This window comes from Lactococcus sp. DD01 (assembly GCF_001578715.1).
Lineage (GTDB): Bacteria > Bacillota > Bacilli > Lactobacillales > Streptococcaceae > Lactococcus > Lactococcus petauri.
The window spans coordinates 150278-169261 of sequence record NZ_KQ968940.1 but is presented as its reverse complement, the minus strand read 5'-3'; the positions used below and the strand labels follow the sequence as shown (position 1 = coordinate 169261).

General features: G+C 40.3%; 17 protein-coding genes. 4 read left to right on the top strand and 13 right to left on the bottom strand.

The annotated features are described in order from the left end of the window. Nucleotides 1-27 precede the first annotated feature (27 nt). The 11 genes from LACDD01_RS08655 to rsgA all read right to left on the bottom strand — a co-directional run bounded on the left by LACDD01_RS08655 (nucleotide 28) and on the right by rsgA (nucleotide 13189). Nucleotides 28-4560, bottom strand: coding sequence for a hypothetical protein (locus LACDD01_RS08655; protein WP_231863415.1), 4533 nt, complete (start codon nucleotides 4558-4560; stop codon nucleotides 28-30). A gap of 584 nt (nucleotides 4561-5144) precedes the next feature. Next, nucleotides 5145-5462: an ATP cone domain-containing protein gene (locus LACDD01_RS08650; protein WP_003133409.1), complete on the bottom strand. Its 318-nt coding sequence runs from the start codon at nucleotides 5460-5462 to the stop codon at nucleotides 5145-5147. A 205-nt stretch (nucleotides 5463-5667) separates the two neighbouring features. Continuing rightward, nucleotides 5668-6276: a nitroreductase family protein gene (locus tag LACDD01_RS08645; RefSeq protein ID WP_019292184.1), complete on the bottom strand. Its 609-nt coding sequence runs from the start codon at nucleotides 6274-6276 to the stop codon at nucleotides 5668-5670. Between the two features lie 149 nt (nucleotides 6277-6425). Continuing rightward, nucleotides 6426-7055 (bottom strand): uracil phosphoribosyltransferase, encoded by a 630-nt coding sequence (gene upp, locus LACDD01_RS08640; RefSeq protein ID WP_003133406.1) that lies wholly within the window; start codon nucleotides 7053-7055, stop codon nucleotides 6426-6428. 74 nt (nucleotides 7056-7129) lie between these two features. Further along, nucleotides 7130-8257, bottom strand: a complete 1128-nt coding sequence (locus LACDD01_RS08635) for a cation:proton antiporter (protein WP_061414434.1) — start codon at nucleotides 8255-8257, stop codon at nucleotides 7130-7132. Between the two features lie 90 nt (nucleotides 8258-8347). Continuing rightward, nucleotides 8348-9217 (bottom strand): aldose 1-epimerase family protein, encoded by an 870-nt coding sequence (locus LACDD01_RS08630; RefSeq protein WP_061414430.1) that lies wholly within the window; start codon nucleotides 9215-9217, stop codon nucleotides 8348-8350. Nucleotides 9218-9232: 15 nt separating this feature from the next. After that, nucleotides 9233-10177, bottom strand: a complete 945-nt coding sequence (locus LACDD01_RS08625) for a 3'-5' exoribonuclease YhaM family protein (protein ID WP_003133400.1) — start codon at nucleotides 10175-10177, stop codon at nucleotides 9233-9235. Between the two features lies 1 nt (nucleotide 10178). Continuing rightward, nucleotides 10179-11465, bottom strand: a complete 1287-nt coding sequence (rmuC, locus tag LACDD01_RS08620) for a DNA recombination protein RmuC (protein WP_061414427.1) — start codon at nucleotides 11463-11465, stop codon at nucleotides 10179-10181. After that, a complete protein-coding gene (gene rpe / locus LACDD01_RS08615) occupies nucleotides 11462-12121 on the bottom strand; it encodes a ribulose-phosphate 3-epimerase (RefSeq protein WP_061414424.1) in 660 nt (219 codons plus the stop codon). The genes rmuC and rpe overlap by 4 nt, the downstream gene beginning before the upstream one ends. Before the next feature lie 8 nt (nucleotides 12122-12129). Then, a complete protein-coding gene (locus LACDD01_RS08610; protein ID WP_019292188.1) occupies nucleotides 12130-12336 on the bottom strand; it encodes a hypothetical protein in 207 nt (68 codons plus the stop codon). Further along, nucleotides 12308-13189: a ribosome small subunit-dependent GTPase A gene (gene rsgA, locus LACDD01_RS08605; protein WP_019292189.1), complete on the bottom strand. Its 882-nt coding sequence runs from the start codon at nucleotides 13187-13189 to the stop codon at nucleotides 12308-12310. The genes LACDD01_RS08610 and rsgA overlap by 29 nt, the downstream gene beginning before the upstream one ends. 92 nt (nucleotides 13190-13281) lie before the next feature. On the opposite strand from rsgA, the gene LACDD01_RS08600 reads away from it, so the two are divergent. From LACDD01_RS08600 to LACDD01_RS08585, 4 genes are all read left to right on the top strand, one after another. Then, entirely contained in the window at nucleotides 13282-13863 is a 582-nt protein-coding gene (locus LACDD01_RS08600) for a DUF2975 domain-containing protein (RefSeq protein ID WP_231863414.1), read from the top strand. A 14-nt stretch (nucleotides 13864-13877) separates the two neighbouring features. Beyond that, nucleotides 13878-14084, top strand: a complete 207-nt coding sequence (locus LACDD01_RS08595) for a helix-turn-helix domain-containing protein (protein ID WP_019292191.1) — start codon at nucleotides 13878-13880, stop codon at nucleotides 14082-14084. A gap of 114 nt (nucleotides 14085-14198) precedes the next feature. Beyond that, nucleotides 14199-14972, top strand: coding sequence for a S24 family peptidase (locus tag LACDD01_RS08590; RefSeq protein ID WP_061414421.1), 774 nt, complete (start codon nucleotides 14199-14201; stop codon nucleotides 14970-14972). Between the two features lie 23 nt (nucleotides 14973-14995). Then, entirely contained in the window at nucleotides 14996-15190 is a 195-nt protein-coding gene (locus LACDD01_RS08585) for a hypothetical protein (RefSeq protein ID WP_061414418.1), read from the top strand. 151 nt (nucleotides 15191-15341) lie between these two features. Here the strand turns inward: LACDD01_RS08585 and LACDD01_RS08580 are convergent, their stop codons facing one another. Together LACDD01_RS08580 and pheT are read right to left on the bottom strand one after the other, a co-directional pair. Further along, nucleotides 15342-16373, bottom strand: a complete 1032-nt coding sequence (locus LACDD01_RS08580) for a 3D domain-containing protein (protein WP_061414416.1) — start codon at nucleotides 16371-16373, stop codon at nucleotides 15342-15344. A gap of 159 nt (nucleotides 16374-16532) precedes the next feature. Continuing rightward, a complete protein-coding gene (pheT, locus tag LACDD01_RS08575) occupies nucleotides 16533-18941 on the bottom strand; it encodes a phenylalanine--tRNA ligase subunit beta (protein ID WP_061414413.1) in 2409 nt (802 codons plus the stop codon). Nucleotides 18942-18984: the final 43 nt, after the last annotated feature.

Sequence of the window (18984 nt, the reverse complement as noted above, 5' to 3'; positions counted from 1 at the left end):
TTGTTGACTGTTGCCAATCCTCTGCGTCTAAATCTGCTGGGTTATTCGTCCTGTGAAGATCAGGCGCTCAATCTCACGTAAGCCATTGTCAGCAAGAGTGATGTTGTCATGCGTAAAGCCTGCAATGCTTATGCTAAGTGGCTTGTCCGTAACATTCCCGTTATCGTATTCGACATCTTTGTCAAAGAAGCGGACATCAAGATTTACCAAGTTAGCTAGTGAAAGTGCGATTTCTTTATCTTGTGCATTGCGGAGGGCAAAGACAGGTTCGATCCGCACATCTTCGTTGAGGTCAATCTCAGCGCTACCATTATATTGCCGTTGGATATAGCCTGTCTGGATGTAAAGGACGTTGGCTTCCATCTCGTCTGGATCTGCTGGCATTGGGCGTACTTCTGTGACAGCAACTGGCTTGATGTTGGCTGGTCTGAACTCTGGTTGGTCTATTTCTCCTGCCTCGTAAGGACTTCCAAAAGTATAATTTTGCAGTGGATGATTAATGGCGTCCTCTGTCAACAGATTCCAGTTACCATCTGAATGGACCGCAATATCATCGCCGACTGCTGTCTGGCTAAATCTTGCCCAGCCTTTCTCTACAGTAATGTAATCTTGGTCACGCGCTACGATAGAGACTTCATTTCTATTGCCATGACGTCCTAATTCAGGTTCGATAAGAATTTGGTGTACTTCATCAGTGCCGTCCCACTCCTTGTTGGCAACTGTACCTGGAATCCACTCAATAAGACGTGGTGTGATTTGTGCCTCTTGATAGTCTAGGATTACCTGTATAGTATGCTCACGAATCTCTCCTTCATCCGCTGGATCGAAGAATTCATAGAGCTTCTCATCAAAGACAATATCGTAAAAGTTAAGCTCATTTGTGCCAGCATGTACTTCCTTAAAGTGCAGGCCTTTCACACGGTAAGGCAGTTGAATCTCATAACCCCCGTCAAGAACAATCGTAGCCACAAAGCTATTCTCAGCAATGTCAGATGTACCGTCATATTCTCGGCTCTCAACAGTAAAGTTATAAACCATATCATACTTTTCAATATCTAGTGGTAAGATTGACGCCCAAGTAGTACCAGAATCTGGAACGACATAGTTATTTTCATGCCTTGCGTCATCAAATACGACTCTTAAAGCCATATCATCGTACCAGCTAAATTCATAGCTTCCTACCGCTGAATCTGGGAAAGCAAGTCCATCTGTATCATACTCTACACGCACATGATTATCTAGGATATCATGTCCTGTTATTGCTGGGATTAAGTTTGGTGCGACAACTTCGCTAATATCAATTTCATCCGTATAGCCAAACGTACGTGATGGTATACGACCGCCCTCCCAGCGCAGGACACGCGGTGTGATTTTTGCCTCAAAGAGACTGTCGAAGTTAAAGTCATCAGCAAGCTTTTGGTTAGGACCAATCAAGTCATTCAGTTGCTCACGAACACCTGCCTCATTTCCAATAGTCAGTGTATTCGCAATCACATTGTTATCGTTAAAGGATAGCTCCCAACTATCAATCTCCAAGTTCTCGCCAGACAAGCGTGGCAGATGCGAGATATGCTCTTCCGTAACATGAGTTGTATCATCAAAGAGTTTGGTCGCAAAACCTGCTTGTGCACCAGCTATATCTCCCCAATGCTGTACCTCTTGAGCAGTTATTTCCCACTCAATAGTGGGAGAATCTCCTAAGCGATAGTTGGTATGGTAAGGTCCGTCAATATCCCAACCTACCAACTTCGAGCTTGCCGTACCTGCGTTAAGATTATTAACATGCGTAAAATCACCCTTAACTGCCGTTATTCTACTCCCCAACTCTTGGTCTAATACGACTTGCTTGTCATCAAGAACCGTGCGTAAAGTTGGCAGATTGAACTCGTCTCTTGCTGGGTTTATCGGCATACTTGTATATTCCCTGCTGTCGTTCTGTAAAGAGCCACCGGTGAAATGAACATCTAGCGGGTGAATCGTTGCATCAGCAAAGCTCGGGTTCAGAAGTGCGTTATGCAAGAAGTTGGGCATTCCGAAGGCAGATTGACCGAAAAGATTGTTTGGCATGTCAAAGCCAATCGTCCTTGCATCTGGATGCACCACTATGATATAGTTATCCGCATATCTTCCGCCTCCGATACTCCAATTGCCTGTAGCAGTAACTTCTTGTGCCACAATATTGCGATTTTCACGCCTAACATTTTTAGACGCGAATGCAGCTGACCTTCTGTTTACGACAAGAGCTTCAGAACCCTCTTCATCTATAGCAAAGATACCAGTACTTCCATCACTTGCTGCCAAAAGTTGTGGATATACTGAAATCTCGGCTGTGTCAGTTCCATCATAATCCTTGTCTTTCACCTCACCCATGCCCCAGAAAACCTCACGTGGCGTAATTTTGCCGAGGAAAAGTTCTCCACGTAGAGCCTCTTGCAAGTCTGAGGAAAGTTGAACAGGTTGATCCGTACTTCCCTGACTTTGTAAACCAATCGCTGAGTTTTCCAAAACTACCGAAACCAAACCATATGTGACATGTCGCTCAGGAAAACGTAGAAGAGCAGCTGCTTCAAAGACAAACTGATAGGTATTTTCATCATGCACACCTTCAATAGCGACATTAATTCGTGGCAAGTTATTTGTGAAAACATCTGTTGCATCATATTCACGATTAACCGGAGCTTTATCAAAAACAAGGCGGTCAATATCGTCAACATCTAGAACCAAAGGATGAATGGTCGCAGGATTAAAGGTCGGAGTGCCAACAATCTCATAGTTGAAATTACCAGCTATATTCTCATCCAGACGATTGAGCGTACTTTCATCGAAATCAAGCCCTTCAATCTTCCACGTCCCCGGTAAACTTTGAGCAAACTGCAAACGTTCTGCCAAGTTAGTACCAAAGTCAACAGTAATGATATTATCGTCACCATCAACGAAACCAGTTAATTCAGGTGCGACAAAGCTTATTACATTCGTAGTCCCGTCATAATTCTTGTCAGCAACAGTTCCTGCTGTCCATGTGACTGGTCGAGGTGTAATCTGTGCATAGCTAAAGAGTCCGCCATTCTCTGCCAGAGTCTGAATTTTCGCTTCGAGTTCCTCACGGTATTCCGCTTCGAAAACTGTCAAATCTTCTGCGTTGAAAGCATCAGTTGCTCCAGCAGTGAAGTCCAAGGTCGTGTAAACATAAGGCGAGATTATGATTTTGTGAGTGCCTGCATGAGAGCCGGCGAATTTCAAATATTCACGCTCGATAACCAAGCTTGCTGTGGCAAAACGTTGTGTTCCACCAGGACTATCTCCCATGATTGCAAACTCAAAGACATATTCGTCTTGGGCACCCACGACAAGGTCAGTATTATCAAAAACCTTATTGGGCACACTTTGGAGTTGACCAATAGTCGTTGGCGTAAAACTGGCATCAGCAAGGCTTATCTGACCGTCGTAGAGACCATTTGCGTTAGGTTGATTACGTACCATTGACTGAGCGATGATGCTCTCGGTCAGTTGTTGGAGCAATTTTTCGCTAAGTTCTTCTGGAAGCGAAACCTCAGCAACGGCTTGCGCTACAGCTTCCTGAACTGCTGCACGCTGATCGCCATGTCCTGCCAGATGAACGAAAGATGCCCAAAGTCCTGCTTGGTCGTAAAGCAAACTCTCTACGGGCAGTTCAATCGTTAACGGTGGGGTGTCATCAATAATTTCACCGTTCGCCATTTCAATTTCAAAGGAAAGTGAGAGGTGCTCCTCGATATGTTTTACTGTCCGAGTTGCATCGAAAGGACGTGTCTCTACCCGACCACGATTGACCACGATATTTTGAAGCACCACAGGTACATTTTCACGGATTTGTGCTTGCTCGAAAAGACCTGTGTTAGTAAAATTTTGTAAGGTAGAAAGGTCGACTTGATAGTACTGCCCTGTTGAGAGATTGGTTTGGTCATAAAGTTCATCTTCAATAGCTCCACGTATCTTTTCCCAATCAACAGCTCCATAATTGATTTGTGACGGTCCAACAGTAGCTGTGCTTGCAAAGACGATATCTGCTATGTTATCGGTAAAACGGACCTCCCCTGTAAATCCCAACTGTGACAAGTCCAAGGATGGCCACTGAACAACATTAGCTGTTAGTGGATCATTGACAAACTTATCTGTCACTCTACCAAGACGAATGTGTTCCTCTGTGATAGCGATTGGTACGAAAGGGTTGGGTGGTAAGACACCGCCATGGAGGCGGAAGGAGTTATCATGTCTGTGATGAGTATCACGTATATAAATGCCGATATCACCAAAGGAATCTTGCGGTATCCCCTCCAAAACAATAGCATATGTGTTACCACCTTCTGAACCAACGAGTTGCACATCCAAGAAACCATCACTGCTTATTATCCCTACTCTCAATTCCATGTCCTTAATCTGACCACCACCTAGAGTTGTAGAGCCGTCAGAAAGAGTTGTTGAAAACTCAATCCTAACACGAGTTTGGGTAGCCCACTGCACACTAAGAATAGCCGCATAAGGCCATGTATCTTTAACCGCCCAATCCCCTGCCAAAGGCACAATCCCACATAAGCATCACTGGCCTCAAACTGAGTCAATCCCCCTTCAGAAAAACGTGGTGCCTCAAATTTTTGTGGCGCTTCAAAAGTAGCTGGAGTTTCGGAAATTTCCTGTATCTCCAGTTCTTCTAACACTTCGGTTTCTTTTTCTTCTTCATAATCTGCTTCAGCAGGCATTTCTGGCAAGACAACGTCTGCGATTTCCTGCTCAGGCATTTCGACAACTTGTTCGATACCGGGCACTTCTTCATCATGTCGGCCCCGGATGAGTGTAGCTACAGGTGCACCTTTGGACATTACAAGTGGCAACATTGCAGCGACAGTGCCTGCTTTTTTAAGTCGCGCACGGCGTATGGCTTGCTTCTTTGCTTTGATTACTTTTCTTTCTGTCATATATTCTTCTCCTGAAATCTTTGGGGAATCTCATGATACCGGTCGGATATAACGTAATGTTTCTCATATTACAAATTATATCAAAGATTAAAATTATAAAGAAGTAATATTACACTCATTTATTTTTAATTAAGGAACACAAAAAGCAGATTCTTTGAGAATCTGCTTTTTATGTTCAATCTAGTCTGGCTATTAGTGCTTACGATTAATTTCTTGTTTCACTTTATATTCAAGGAAATCTTTTGCCACTTCTTTGTCAAAGTCATTGAGCTGATTGACCACTTGGTTTTGAATTGTGTCAATCTCAATCTTATCAAAAGGAATTTCAGCGATGACTTTCTCAACAACCTTGGCAACATTGTTGGCAATCATATTGGCATGCAAGGGTTTGTCTTTGTATTTTCCATTAATTGCAGCTTTAAAAACTGCTGTTTGTATACGAAATGAATCCCAATCGACAACGCGACCATTACGTTTTATCACTACTTTATTGAGCAATTTTGCTTCCATATCTTCTCCTTTATGTGCTGTATCTTGCGTCCTTAGTTCTAAGGAATTTTTCGAAATCATATTTTGGCTCATATCTTGATTATTTCAAAATATTTTATTGCCTCAAACAGTAGCAACGCTAGTCTTTTTCGAGTAGTATTACTTTCTTTTATTATAGCAAATTATCATTTTTCCTACAAAAAAAAGCCCTAAGGCCTTTATTAACTTATTTTACGATAATGAAACGATCATCATCTGCCATGTAAGTTTTTTCTCCTGCTTCGTCTTCGATAGAACCGAATACGAGTTGACCACGTAGTTTCCAGTTTGCTGGAACGTTCCATTCTTTAGCAACTGCTTCATCAATAACTGGATTGTAGTGTTGCAAGTTTGCCCCAATACCAAGTTCTGCAAGCGCAGTCCATGCATTGACTGAAGTAATACCTGAAGCTTGCTCGCTCCATACTGGGAAGTTGTCTGCATAAAGGGCAAATTGTTCTTGCAAACCTTTTACAACGTCTTGATCTTCGAAGAAGAGGGCTGTACCATAAGCTGCTTTGAAACCATCAAGTTTTGCTTTTGTACCTTCCCAAGCTGACTCAGGAACACCTTGTGCTTTCATTGTTGCTTTCAATTCGTCAGCCACGATTTGGCCCCAAAGTTTTTCTTGCGCCTCACCTGTAACGATAAGTACACGTGTTGTTTGGCTGTTGAAAGCTGATGGGCTGTGTTTTACTGCTTCTTTAATTGTTTCGATAGCTTGGTCTGCATCTTTAACATCTTTACCAAGTGCATAGATTGAACGACGATTTTTGAGTGAGTTGATAAATGACATAGTAATGTCTCCTTTTATTTTCTTATTTATGTTTACAAGTGTAATCTTAACACATAAATTTACGTTTGTAAACTATTTAGCTCAGGATTATTATTTTTTTATAAAAAAAACGCTAGAAAGCTTTTACTCTCCAACGTCTTAAAGTTTTATTATTTTGTTCCGAACAAACGGTCTCCAGCATCACCAAGTCCTGGAACGATGTAGCCATGTTCGTTAAGGTGATCATCAAGTGCTGCAACATAGATATCAATATCTGGATGCGCTTCTTGTACTGCTTTTACACCTTCTGGTGCTGCAACAAGACAAACGAACTTGATATTGTTGGCATTACGTTTTTTAAGGCTATCAATTGCAAGAATTGCTGAACCACCTGTAGCTAACATTGGATCAACCAAAAAGATTTGGCGCTCAGCGATATCTGTTGGGAGTTTAACCAAGTATTCAACTGGTTTGAACGTTTCTTCATCACGATACATACCAATGTGGCCCACGCGCGCTGCTGGGATAAGTTTCAAGATACCATCTACCATACCGATACCTGCACGAAGAATTGGCACAACTGCTAATTTCTTACCTGCAAGTTCTTGCGCAGTCATGTGCGCAACAGGAGTATCAATTTCGACATCTTGTACAGGCAAGTCACGAGATACTTCATAAGCCATAAGCATACCAATCTCGTCAACGAGTTCGCGGAACTCTTTTGTTGAAACGTCTGCACGACGCAAGATTGAAAGTTTGTGTTGGATAAGTGGATGTTTTACTACTTGACAGTTTGACATAAGAAACCCCTTCATTTTATATACTTTGACTATTTTATCATTTTTCTTGTCATAAGTCTGTTATTATTGTTATTTTAGTCTTTTTTCAAAGAGAGCTTGATTAGGAACGGTGCAATCAGCGTGCTGAGGATAATCACGATAACCAGCTCTGAATAAATATCGCTATTAATCACTTGTGAAGCAAGACCAATCTGCGCGATGATTAAAGCCATTTCACCACGAGAAACCATTCCTGTACCAACCAAGGCACTGTCTGAGGTTGTAAGTCCTGTCGATTTCCCGATGAAATAAGCCGGAATAAACTTCGTCAATACGGTTAATAAAGTAAAGAAGAGAATCAAGATTGGATGTTCAAAGATGCTCTCGAAAGTTACGGAAATCGCAATGGAAACGAAGAAAACTGGGATGAAGACGACATAAGCAATAGCGGAACTGTATTCCTCAATCTTATGAGAAACGTCTGTTTGACTTAAAGCTAATCCAGCAAAGAAAGAACCAATCACAGCTGACATACCCGCTGCATCAGCAAGGAGGCTTAAAACCAAACAGAGAATGAGCGCTGCTGTTGTATTTTTTGCGTAGACCGGAAGTTTCTCCACAAAACGCCAAACTTTAGGGATTGACTTGTGTACCAAGACAAGGAAAAGAAGGAAGAGAAATTCCATGAAAAACTGCTTTGGCAAGTTACCAGAAGAGCTTTGTGTAGATGTGAAGATAGATAAAGCTAAAACAGCCAGAATATCGTCTACAACAGCCGCACCCAAGATAATAGAGCCTGCCTTTGTGGAAAGCTTACCGTATTCTTGCAAAACTTCAACTGTAATCGAGACAGAGGTTGCTGCAAAGACGATACCATAAAAGATAGCCGTTGAGAAGGCATAGCCCATCATCGTTGTTACGCCCCAGAAAACCAGTAAAGGAACAAGGACACCCGCTAGGGCAACCAGTAAAGCAGGTTTAAAGTTTTTCTTTAAGACCCCTAGGTCACTCTCTAGCCCTGCCAGAAACATGAGCAGAATCACCCCAATTTCGGAGAGGACCTCAATGGTGTGTCCTCCTTGCAACCATCCCAAAGCAGCAGGCGCTAAGACAATACCAATCAGTATTTGACCGACTACTGCGGGAATTCTTATTCTTCTTGCGATTAAAGTTGCGACTAATGAAGCCACTAAAATCAGTGTAAGTTGGAAAATATCATTCATACTTTCTATTATAGCAATTTACAGCTGCTTTTTCTCGCGGTCTTTCTTAAAAATATAGAAAAAGATAGACTTACTGTCTATCTTTTTGTCTTAGTTTATTTCAATAATATATTCACAGCTAAAAGTTTCATGTGGAGCAAGTTGATTCATCCCAAATTTTTCGGTAAGTTCGCCCGTTGTGCTAACTTCATCTGCTATACCAGCCCAAGGTTCGATACAAACAAAAGGAGCTTCAGCTGGATAGGGACTCCAAAGACCAAAGAAAGGCATGTTTTCCCAAGTGACTTTCACACTTCGGCTATCTAAACGGTTTGTTAAGGCCACTGACATTTCATCTGATGATGTATAAACGAGCGCGTCTTTTGAAAAGCGTTCATGATTCAGTGTTATATCCCTCACCTCAACCTCAGATTGCTCTTCTCTCTTAAGCGTACCCGTTGGTAAATCCAAAGGAATAAATGTACGTTTTTCGGCTGGGGCTATCGTCAAGGTGTAATCTTCAAAGCTGCCTTTTTCGAGAGGAACATTAAAGGCTGGATGAGCACCCACGCCAAAAATCATCGTCTTTTCATCTTTGTTTTCCACTTGATAACGTACGCGCACTTGATTTCCTATCAATTTGTAACTTACCTTAAAGCTAAATTCAAAAGGATATTGTGCAAGTGTATCAGCATTCGAGGTAATTTCATAAACCAACTCATCCTCTTTTTCCTGTACGAGTTGGAATTCTGTATCACGTGCAAAGCCGTGTCCTGACATCTCATAGTTTTTACCTGCGTAGCTGTAATGTCCGTCTTTTAACTTCCCAACAATCGGGAAAAGAACAGGAGCATGACGTCCCCAAAACGCTGGGTCTGCTTGCCAAAGATATTCGATACCCTCTTTTTGAACAGAGTGTAATTCTGCACCAAAAGTGTCAACTGCAACCGTTAATGTATTATTTTTAAGTGTGTGTTTCATCTTTTCTTCTTCTCTTTAGTTATCTAATGGTTTATAAAAGTTACGATTTTCCAAGGCAAAGACGCGTTGACTTGATTGTCCCGGTTCAACATTATTTAGAGCGGTCATCATCATCATCATGCTAGCATCCATCATATCAATCTGATGAATGATTTCTGCTTCCATGATTTTAGGGCGGACAGGACTGCCATATTCTAACTGGCCGTGATGACTCAGTAAAACATGACGCAGTAAAAGCAAGTCCTCTTTTTCATCACTGATGTCAAGTTCGATCGCTGCTTTACTGACTTCTTCATCGATAAGAACGATGTGTCCTAAGAGATTTCCACGCAACGTATAACTTGTGTTTTCATAACCAGTAAACTCTAAACATTTGGCCATATCATGCAAAAGAATACCTGCAAACATCAAAGATTCATTGAGCTGTGGATAAACTTCACATACTTTTTCGGCCAGTTGGAGCATCGTGGTTGTATGATAAGCCAAGCCACCTTCAAAGGCATGATGATTGGTTTTTGCAGCAGGAAACTGATAAAATTCACGGTCAAATTTTTTCAAGATATGACGAACGATACGATTCCATGTTGCATTTTCAATACGGAAAACGATACTTTCAACATATTTACGGAGATCCGTCTCATTTACCGGTGATTTTTCGCGATAATCTGCAGGATTAGCTGGTTCGTTACCTTCTGGCAAACGTAGGCTAATGCGATTGACTTGCGGCATGCCGTTGTAGAGTTCTTTTAAGGCTTTCATATGAACCACACGCCCCGCAACAAACTGCTTGACAGCTTTAGGATTGGCATCCCAAATATTGCCCGAGATTGTTCCTGTCCGATCTTGAAAAACAATCGCAAGGAAATCCTTACCTGCGCGTGTTCGACGAAGCTCGACTGATTTTATCAGGTAGAATCCTTCAAAAAATTCTCCCATAGCTATGTTTTTTATCAGAACCATCTTAGTCCCCTTCTATTTCTAAAAGCGCAGCACTCGTGTCTTTGTCAACGGCATCAATCGTGCGCAATTTACGATTCATGACATTCGTTCTTGTCGTAATCAGCGTATTGATTTCTTTTTCGGACTGTTGCAAACGTTCGTGAACTTTCTTAAGCGAGGTTTCAAACTTACCAAATTCGGTTTTAACAGCCCCAAGCATTTCATAAACTTCACTTGATTTTTGCTCGATTTGTAGAGTTTTAAAGCCCATTTGCAAGCTATTCAAGACTGCTGTCATGGTTGTTGGACCAGTAACATTTACCTTATAATCACGGCTGAGTTGCTCATAAAGCTCTGTGTTATTTACCACTTCCATGAAAAGTCCCTCAATAGGTAAAAACATGATTGCAAAGTCGGTTGTCTTTGGCGGTAAGATGTATTTCTCCGAAATTGATTTTGCCTGAGCTTTAACCGCGGCAAACAAGGCTTTTCGTGATGCTTCAATCGCTAGCATATCGTTTGTTTCAAGCGCAGTTTGCAGGCGTTGGTAGTCTTCCAAAGGAAACTTTGAGTCAATCGGCAATAAAACATCACTGCCTGCTACTTTACCAGGCATGATAACCGCAAAGTCTACTGCATTTCGGTCTTGAATGTTGACTTGCTCCTGGTATTGACTTGAGGTGAAAATTTGCTCTAAGATACGGCCAAGTTGTACCTCGCCAATAATACCTCGTGTCTTCACACCCGTCATTACTTTTTGTAGGCTATCGACATCACTGGCTAGGTTACGCATCTCGCCTAATCCTTTGTCAACAGAAGTTAGAAGATTTGTGACCTGTTCAAAGCTTTGGGAAATCCTTTTGTTTAATGTTTCCTGAAGCTTTTCATCCACCGTATTCTGAATTTGACTGAGCTTTTTATCATTAGCTTCTTGCAGCTCCTGAAACTTACGGTCAAATTTATCCGTAATAGCTGCTGACATTTCTGCTAAGTTAAGCGCAATTTTATCTAGTTTTTGCTCGTTGGAACTTTGTAAATCCTTAAACTGGTAATCAAACTTAGCATTGATATTTTCTGTCAGATTTCCTAAGTTTGCATTCATATTATGCGATAAGCTTGAAACTGTTCCGGAAATTTCTTGGCGATTTTGTCCCAACTGTTGCGACATTTCTATACGTAACTCTGTCAGGTTTGAAGACAGATTTTCGACCCGCGCATTCAGTTTGGTGTTAGACGTTGGCTTTTTGAAAAAATTAGCAATCCCGATCAGAACGGCCAAAATCAAAAGAATAATAATGACGACGTTCATAATCTATCTCTTAACTTTTGAATGTTATCAGCTACATCGCCTTTAAAGACAAAAGATCCAGCCACAAATACATTGGCACCTGCTTCACGTGCTTGATCAACTGTTTTATCATCAATGCCACCGTCAACTTCAATATCAAATTCTAGATTGTTAGCCTCACGCAATTTCACAAGTTCACGAATTTTATCCATCGTTTCAGGGATAAAGGCTTGACCTCCAAAACCAGGATTGACAGTCATCACTAAGACCATATCCACCATGCCGATAACAGGTTCAATCATTGAAACGGGAGTTCCAGGATTGATGACCACGCTTGCTTTCATTCCGGCTGCTTTAATCTTTTGCAATGCACCATGGATATGTGCTGTTGCTTCAACATGAATACTCATGATATCCGTACCAGCTTTCGCAAACTCTGTGACGTATTTTTCTGGATTTTCGACCATCATGTGCACATCCAAAACCATATCTGTATGTGGGCGAAGTGCAGCAACGACACCAGAGCCAAAAGTCAAGTTGTCAACAAAATGACCATCCATAACATCAATGTGTACATAATCAGCACCGGCAGCTTTAATCTTTGCGACTTCTGCTGTAAAAGCACCAAAGTCAGCAGCGAGAATAGATGGTGCGATTTTATTTGTATATTGTTTCATGTTTCCTCCTATTTTTTCAAGCCAAAGAAAGCTTTATTGATTTGGTATAAACCCCAAATAGTTAAGACAACAAGCAAGCCAAAAAGTGGCCACTTCCAATCTCCTAAACTATTTTTAAACAGAATGATAAGGCCCCAAAGAATCACTAAACCTAAAAAGCCGGCTTGCTTCATCCAAATGTTCCCTTTAATTTTGTTTTTTTCTTTGTTTGGCATAAGTTTCCCTCGTGTTATTTATTTCAGTTAATAATTGTAGGTAGTTCTCATAACGGCTCGCTAAAATCCTACCTTCTTCAAGTGCTTCTTTGACAGCACAAGAAGGTTCATGTGTATGGGTACATTCTCTAAACTTACACCCATGACTTTCTCGTAAAATTTCTGGAAAGGCCGCATTTAAATCGGGTTGGTTAGAGACATCATAGTCTAGATTTGAAAATCCTGGGGTATCTGCAATTAAGCCTGATGCCACTTCAAAGAATTCCACATGACGAGTAGTGTGACGTCCACGTCCTAGTTTGTCTGAAGTTTCTCCCGTAGCCAAGTTCATACCTGGCGCAATTAGATTCAACAAAGTTGTTTTTCCAGCGCCCGTTTGCCCCATAAAGACCGTAACTTTATCTGCTAATACTTCTGTCAGTTCTTTCCAGTCAAAGAAAACTTGATAGCCAATCGTTTCATAATTTTTTTTGAACTGTTCATACTCACTGACATCCTCAAGCAAATCTAGTTTCGAAATGTAGATGAGAGGCTGAATATCTTTATGTTCCAAAAACACAAGAAAGCGATCCAACAGGTTCAAGGAAAAATCAGGATTAACCGTTGACATGATGATGACAGCCTGATCGATATTCGCAATGGAAGGACGAATCAAGCTGTTTCTGCGTTTGTGTATATCTAAGATATAACCTTCTGAATTTTCTTCAGCTGAAAAGTCCACAAAATCACCAACGATTGGTTTCATCCCTTTCTTACGAAAGTTACCACGCGCTCGCGTTTGATAAACTTGTCCCTCAGATTCTACATTGTAAAACCCTGCTAAAGATTTAATAATACGTCCTTTTTTTACCATACTGATATTTTAACACATTTCATATAATTATTATTCTCTGCTCCTTGAAACCCTTACGACTATCTCTCTTATAAAAAACAATTGTTCTTTGAATGATACATCTATACGTACAAAACCATAGTCAACTCATATCGCAAAACGATATTTTCATCTTGACAATCAATCATCCATCACTTATAATGAACAACATGAAAGAAATATCGAAAATTAAGACCACCTTTCTCAAGGTTGCACTTGTACCTGTTATTGCATTTATCCTTTTTTTCTTTGTTGTTTTGACACAAGGGCTCATCAGTTCCTACTCTGATCATGATATTTATTTTGTAAAAATTCTCTTTTATTTGGCGCTTTACATAGCTGCGGCCCTATCTCTTGTCGTAACGATTTTTGTCTATCGTATACTGTTACTTATTGAGCGTGGTACAGCCTTTACTGAGCCGGCCTTAAAGATAATTTCTACTATTAAAAAATTATCATTTGCAACTTTCTTTGTGCTTCTTGGAATTTTACCTATGACCTATCACATCATCGAGGTGATTCATGCACCGGTAATTATGGTTATTGGTGTAGCCATTAGTGTTACTCCTTTAATCGTTGCTATCTTTATTGCAACAATTGAAAAGCTCCTGCAAAGTGTCATTCAGATTAAATCAGAAAATGACCTCACGGTTTAAGAAAGGAGTATAAAATGGCAATAAAAGTACATATAGATCGAATGCTTGTAGAGCGTGAAATGTCTGTGACTGAACTTTCAGAACGAGTGGGTATCACAATGGCTAACATTTCTATTTTAAAAAATGGTAAGGCTAAAGCAATACGCTTCTCTACACTTGAAGCACTTTGCAAAGCACTCGACTGTCAACCTAAAGATCTCCTTGAATATCGAGAAGATTAATAAATGCAAGGAAGCAAGCCCGCTTCCTTTTATTGACTCATTCAATTTTTTAGCTTGACTTCTATTCTATTTTAGCTTATAATATTGATAAATTCAATAAAAGAGGATGGAAGCATGAATCTAGGACAAACCTTAAAAAAGCTACGTAAAGAACATCAGTTTACTCAAAAAGACATTGCCAAGATGCTTGACATCACTCAAGGGACTTATGCGCTTTGGGAGAAGAAAACCAGTAATCCTGCTTTAGAAATGATTACTAAACTTGCAGATATTTACAAAACACCTATTGATCTTATCCTCAACGAAAATCAAGAGCATTCTCCTTTTATTGAGCTTCTCGATATTTACAAACAGTTAGATGCTGAACAGCAAAAGAATGTCTTGAATTTTTCACAGTTTCTTGCCAGTCAGAAACCACAACCTATTCCTGACTCAGATAATATCATTCCTTTACGTACTTACCGTCGTGAGGAACTATATACGATTGAGGTAGCTGATGAGCAATTATCTGCTGGTTTTGGTCAGGCTCTGAATGACACCCAAGAGACTTACACCATCTTTACAGATGTACGTCCAGGCCGTTATGACGGTGCTGCACGCATCAAAGGAGACTCTATGCAACCAGAGTATCCTAACTTCTCTATTGTCACCTTTGTTACGACTGGTTTTGATAGAGATGGCGATATTTATGTCATTTCAGAGGGCGGACCCGGAGAAGAACAGCTGTATTGCAAGCAAGTTTTTCGAGACGGAGAAAGTTTCCGCTGTCACTCACTCAACACCGATCCGCAATACAAGGATTTTTACTTAGATGAAGAAACTTCAAGAATCGTCGGCCCTGTCGTTGATTGTATCGAAGAAATAACCCCCGAATTAATCGAGAACTAAGAATATTATAAAAGAAGGTCACAATGGAATTTATAGAAATTGTTTTAATGTTTGGTGGAATAGGCTTAGGTTTTGCAGCTCTCTATGAAATAGCCCTCTGGTTTAGTCCTGAGGAGCGAGATTTACGTAAGACTAAAAAAGTAAAACAAGTTGAAGCTCAAAAATTCATCACTCTGCCAACGGCGATAAAGTTAAAAACTGGTCAGAAAGTTTCATGAAAGAAAGATAAGTGCAGCCTTAGCTCACAAAAAAAAGCCCAAGAAGACTTTGAATAACCTCTTCTTGTGCTTTTTTTAGTACTCATAAATGCAAAAGAAAAAGCATACTTAAAGTAGTTTTGAAAGGCTACTGTAGATATGCTTTTGTTTGTTAAGCAAGTACATTAATCTGAATTGTTTTACGACCCCAAGCTTGCGCTTGAGCTGTTGTTGGAAGGTGAACATCAATAATATTTCCCTTGATAGCTCCTCCTGTATCACCTGCAATAGCAATGCCATAACCTGGGACTTCAACCATCTTTCCTAAGGGAATGACAGAAGGATCTACGGCAATACACATTGGATTTTGGTGCAAGTTAATCCCTGTAGCTGTGATAAAACCTAAGCCGTTATCTGAGGAGTAAGCTGTAGCCGAAACAGTCAAGGAAGTTCCACCATCACTACTCGGAGCTGTAATCGTAGTATCTTTAGGCTCCGAAACTTGAGGTGCTTCATTTTTCTTTGAAGCCAACTGCTCTATTTTAGGCTGATCTGCATTCTCGTCTACTGTTGTATCTTTAGACATTTCTGCTTTGGCTTTCATCTCCTCCAGTATGTTCTGGTTATCAGTCATTTTATTTTTTAGGGTATGAATACTCTCTTCAAGGTTCTCCGCTTGCTCTTGGTAGTCTGCCTGAGCAGTTTTTAACTCATCTTTGGTTTGCATAAGTGAGCTTTGCATTGTTTCCAAATTTTTCTGCGTGTCAACTAAGTCCTTAGCTTGCGCATCCTCAGCTCTTAATATCACACTCAGGTTTGTCCAAGCCTGTATTGCTTCATGAAAATCATTAGCATTCAATACTACATTAAGAACAGAAGCTGAAGCTCCACCGTGAGCTTGCATGGCACGCATTTGCTTCGCTACTGTTTCTTTTAAAGAATTGTATTTTCCCTCAGTTCTTTCAATTTCTTGATTCAGACTTGCAATCTTTTCTTGCGTTGTTTTTAGCTTATTTTGCGAATCAGTTGCTTTTGCGTAGATAGCATTTGTCTGAGAAAGTTCTGAGTTGAGCTGTTGTTGAAAGTTCTCGATATCTTTATTAATCGTACTTTCGTCAGCTTTAGCAACTTGTAGGTCCATTGTCAGCATTCCGACTGACAGTCCAAGTAAAGTTGCACCTTTTTTCCAATTGTTCTTTTTCATATTTTACTATTTTAACACAAAAAGAACGCAGGTTGATGTCAAATACATTACGCAGAGACATACAAACTTAATGTAAACCGCTTTTATTAATACTTTATCTCTTGACTTTTTTTAAAACTCATAATAAAAACCTTAGAATATACTTCTAAGGTTTTTCATTTAACGGATTTCAACCGCTAAAGTTTCTACAAGATTTTTCGTAATTTTTGCCATTGCTTTTGCAATTTCTTCTTCTGTCATTGTCTTTTCACGACTTTGGAAAGTTAAGCTATAAGCCATTGATTTCTTACCTTCTGGTAAGTTTTCACCTTGATAAATATCAAAGAGCTCAACTTTGCTTAATGTTTTAACTTTACTTGAAGTGATTGTTTCTACGATTTCAGCATGTGTTTTCTCTGCATCAACTAGCATCGCAATGTCACGATGCACAGCTTGAACTTTTGGAATTTCCACAAAGACTGTCTGCGCTGGTGCAAGCTCAAGCATTGCATCCAAGTCCAGTGAAGCCACATAAGTTTCTTTCACATCATAAGCTTTTGCTGTTGCAGGATGAACTTGCCCAACAAAACCAACTTGACGGTCACCCAAAAGAATACGTGCAGTACGCCCTGGGTGCATTTCTTTGACTTCGGAATAAGCTTCAAAAGCAAGGTTGTCATAACCTGCTAGGAGTCGTTCAACAATAGCTTTTGCATAATAAAAGTCCACAGCTACAGCATCAGAACTGTAGGTTTTGTCTTCTACATTTCCAGAAATAGCAAAGGCAAGATGTGGAATTTCAAGAGGACGTGTATCTTCAGAATCTGTCGCTACAAAAATATTGCCTACTTCATAAATTGCAACATCTGCATTTTTGCGGTTTTGATTGTAATTAACAATATCTAAGAGACCCGGAATTTGACTGCCACGTAAGGTTTGACGATCTTCTGTCATGGGTAACATCAACGATGTTGTTGGCCCTTGTTTTTCTACAAATTCTTGCGCTTTTTCTGCTGTGGTTAAAGAATAACCAATAACTTCTGAAAGTCCTGCCGCTTCAACGTTTGTGCGTACCTTGCGACGTAATTTTTGCATGGCAGTTAATTCACCTGCTGTCGCACCTGAAGGTAGAGTACTAGGTAAATTATCATAGCCATAAATACGAGCTACTTCTTCCACGATATCGGCTTCAATCTTGATATCCCAACGTCGTGAAGGAATTTGAATGTTAAATTGTCCTTCTTTTTCTTGTGTTTCAAAACCAAGTTGCGCTAAAATCGCAAGTACTTCTGCATCTTCAAGTGATGTTCCTAAAGCCGCATTGATACGGTCCAAAGTAATGTTAACTTCTTGAAGCTTGGGCATGAAGTCATTTGACTCTACCACACCTGAGAGAATCTCTCCACCAGCCAGTTCTTGAATCATGGCTGCTGCAAAGTCTAGTGCTTCACGTACGGTACCTTGGTTGATTCCTTTTTCAAAACGGCTTGAAGATTCTGAACGTAAGGCAAACTTATGTGAAGTTTTACGGATTGAAGTGCCGTTGAAAAGTGCAGCTTCTAAAGCTACTGTGACTGTTTGATCAGTAATTTCACTGTCAAAGCCACCCATGACACCTCCAAGAGCTACCGGTTGTCCATTAGCTGTAATTACGATATCCTCAGGGCTAAGTTCCCGCTCTTGCTCGTCGAGAGTAACGATCTTCTCTCCTTGATCCGCCTGACGCACCACAATTTCATCTGCACCAAACTTATCAAAATCAAAAGCATGAAGCGGTTGGCCGTAGTACATCAAAACATAGTTGGTTACGTCAACGACATTATTAATGGGGCGAATACCAGCATTCATCAAGGTATTTTGTAGCCAAAGTGGTGATGGAGCAATTTTGACATTTTCAATCATACGAATTTTGTAAGTCGGAACTTGTTCTGTACTTGTTTCCACTTTTACAGCTACCTTGTCAGCCGCTTTTTTGGCTACTTCGGTTACCGTTTTTTCTTCAAAGTTGACTGTTTTACCATAGATAGCTGCTACTTCATAAGCAACACCACGCATTGACATTGCATCAGCACGGTTGGCCAAGATATCGGGTTCGATAATTTCATCATCTAAGTCAAGATATGGCAAGACACTGTCACCAATCACTGCATCTTCAGGTAAAATATAGATACCATCTTCATGCTTCATTGGATTAACAGATTCAGGAATACCAATTTCATCAAGTGCACACAGCATTCCTAAGGAAACGATACCACGGATTTTTCCTTTTTTGATTTTATAGTTATCCGCGATACGTGCACCCACAAGTGCTGTAATGACTTTAATTCCAGCTTTGACATTTGGAGCACCACAGACGATTTGGAGCGGTTCTTCTTCACCAACATCAACTTGGCAAATATGTAGATGTGTTTCAGGTACATCTTCACAAGTCAAGACTTGACCGACAACAATTTTTGACAAACCTTGTCCTGGTACAGTTACACCTTCAATTTCAATACCTGAAAGTGACATTTTTTCTGCCAAATCAGCAACAGGAACATCATCAAGACCGTTGACTAATTTTTTTAACCATTTATATGATACTAACATTTTATTTTTCCTTTTATTCCGTATTCTTTTATGTCTTTACTTC

Excerpts from the sequence above, each read along its gene's own strand:
- LACDD01_RS08630 (WP_061414430.1), bottom strand. The coding sequence starts at position 9,217 with ATGAAACACACACTTAAAAATAATACATTAACGGTTGCAGTTGACACT.
- LACDD01_RS08585 (WP_061414418.1), top strand. The coding sequence starts at position 14,996 with ATGGAATTTATAGAAATTGTTTTAATGTTTGGTGGAATAGGCTTAGGT.
- rmuC (WP_061414427.1), bottom strand. The coding sequence starts at position 11,465 with ATGAACGTCGTCATTATTATTCTTTTGATTTTGGCCGTTCTGATCGGG.
- LACDD01_RS08635 (WP_061414434.1), bottom strand. The coding sequence starts at position 8,257 with ATGAATGATATTTTCCAACTTACACTGATTTTAGTGGCTTCATTAGTC.
- LACDD01_RS08590 (WP_061414421.1), top strand. The coding sequence starts at position 14,199 with ATGAATCTAGGACAAACCTTAAAAAAGCTACGTAAAGAACATCAGTTT.
- upp (WP_003133406.1), bottom strand. The coding sequence starts at position 7,055 with ATGTCAAACTGTCAAGTAGTAAAACATCCACTTATCCAACACAAACTT.
- rsgA (WP_019292189.1), bottom strand. The coding sequence starts at position 13,189 with ATGGTAAAAAAAGGACGTATTATTAAATCTTTAGCAGGGTTTTACAAT.
- rpe (WP_061414424.1), bottom strand. The coding sequence starts at position 12,121 with ATGAAACAATATACAAATAAAATCGCACCATCTATTCTCGCTGCTGAC.
- LACDD01_RS08650 (WP_003133409.1), bottom strand. The coding sequence starts at position 5,462 with ATGGAAGCAAAATTGCTCAATAAAGTAGTGATAAAACGTAATGGTCGC.
- LACDD01_RS08625 (WP_003133400.1), bottom strand. The coding sequence starts at position 10,177 with ATGGTTCTGATAAAAAACATAGCTATGGGAGAATTTTTTGAAGGATTC.
- LACDD01_RS08595 (WP_019292191.1), top strand. The coding sequence starts at position 13,878 with ATGGCAATAAAAGTACATATAGATCGAATGCTTGTAGAGCGTGAAATG.
- LACDD01_RS08645 (WP_019292184.1), bottom strand. The coding sequence starts at position 6,276 with ATGTCATTTATCAACTCACTCAAAAATCGTCGTTCAATCTATGCACTT.
- LACDD01_RS08600 (WP_231863414.1), top strand. The coding sequence starts at position 13,282 with ATGATACATCTATACGTACAAAACCATAGTCAACTCATATCGCAAAAC.
- LACDD01_RS08580 (WP_061414416.1), bottom strand. The coding sequence starts at position 16,373 with ATGAAAAAGAACAATTGGAAAAAAGGTGCAACTTTACTTGGACTGTCA.
- LACDD01_RS08610 (WP_019292188.1), bottom strand. The coding sequence starts at position 12,336 with ATGCCAAACAAAGAAAAAAACAAAATTAAAGGGAACATTTGGATGAAG.
- pheT (WP_061414413.1), bottom strand. The coding sequence starts at position 18,941 with ATGTTAGTATCATATAAATGGTTAAAAAAATTAGTCAACGGTCTTGAT.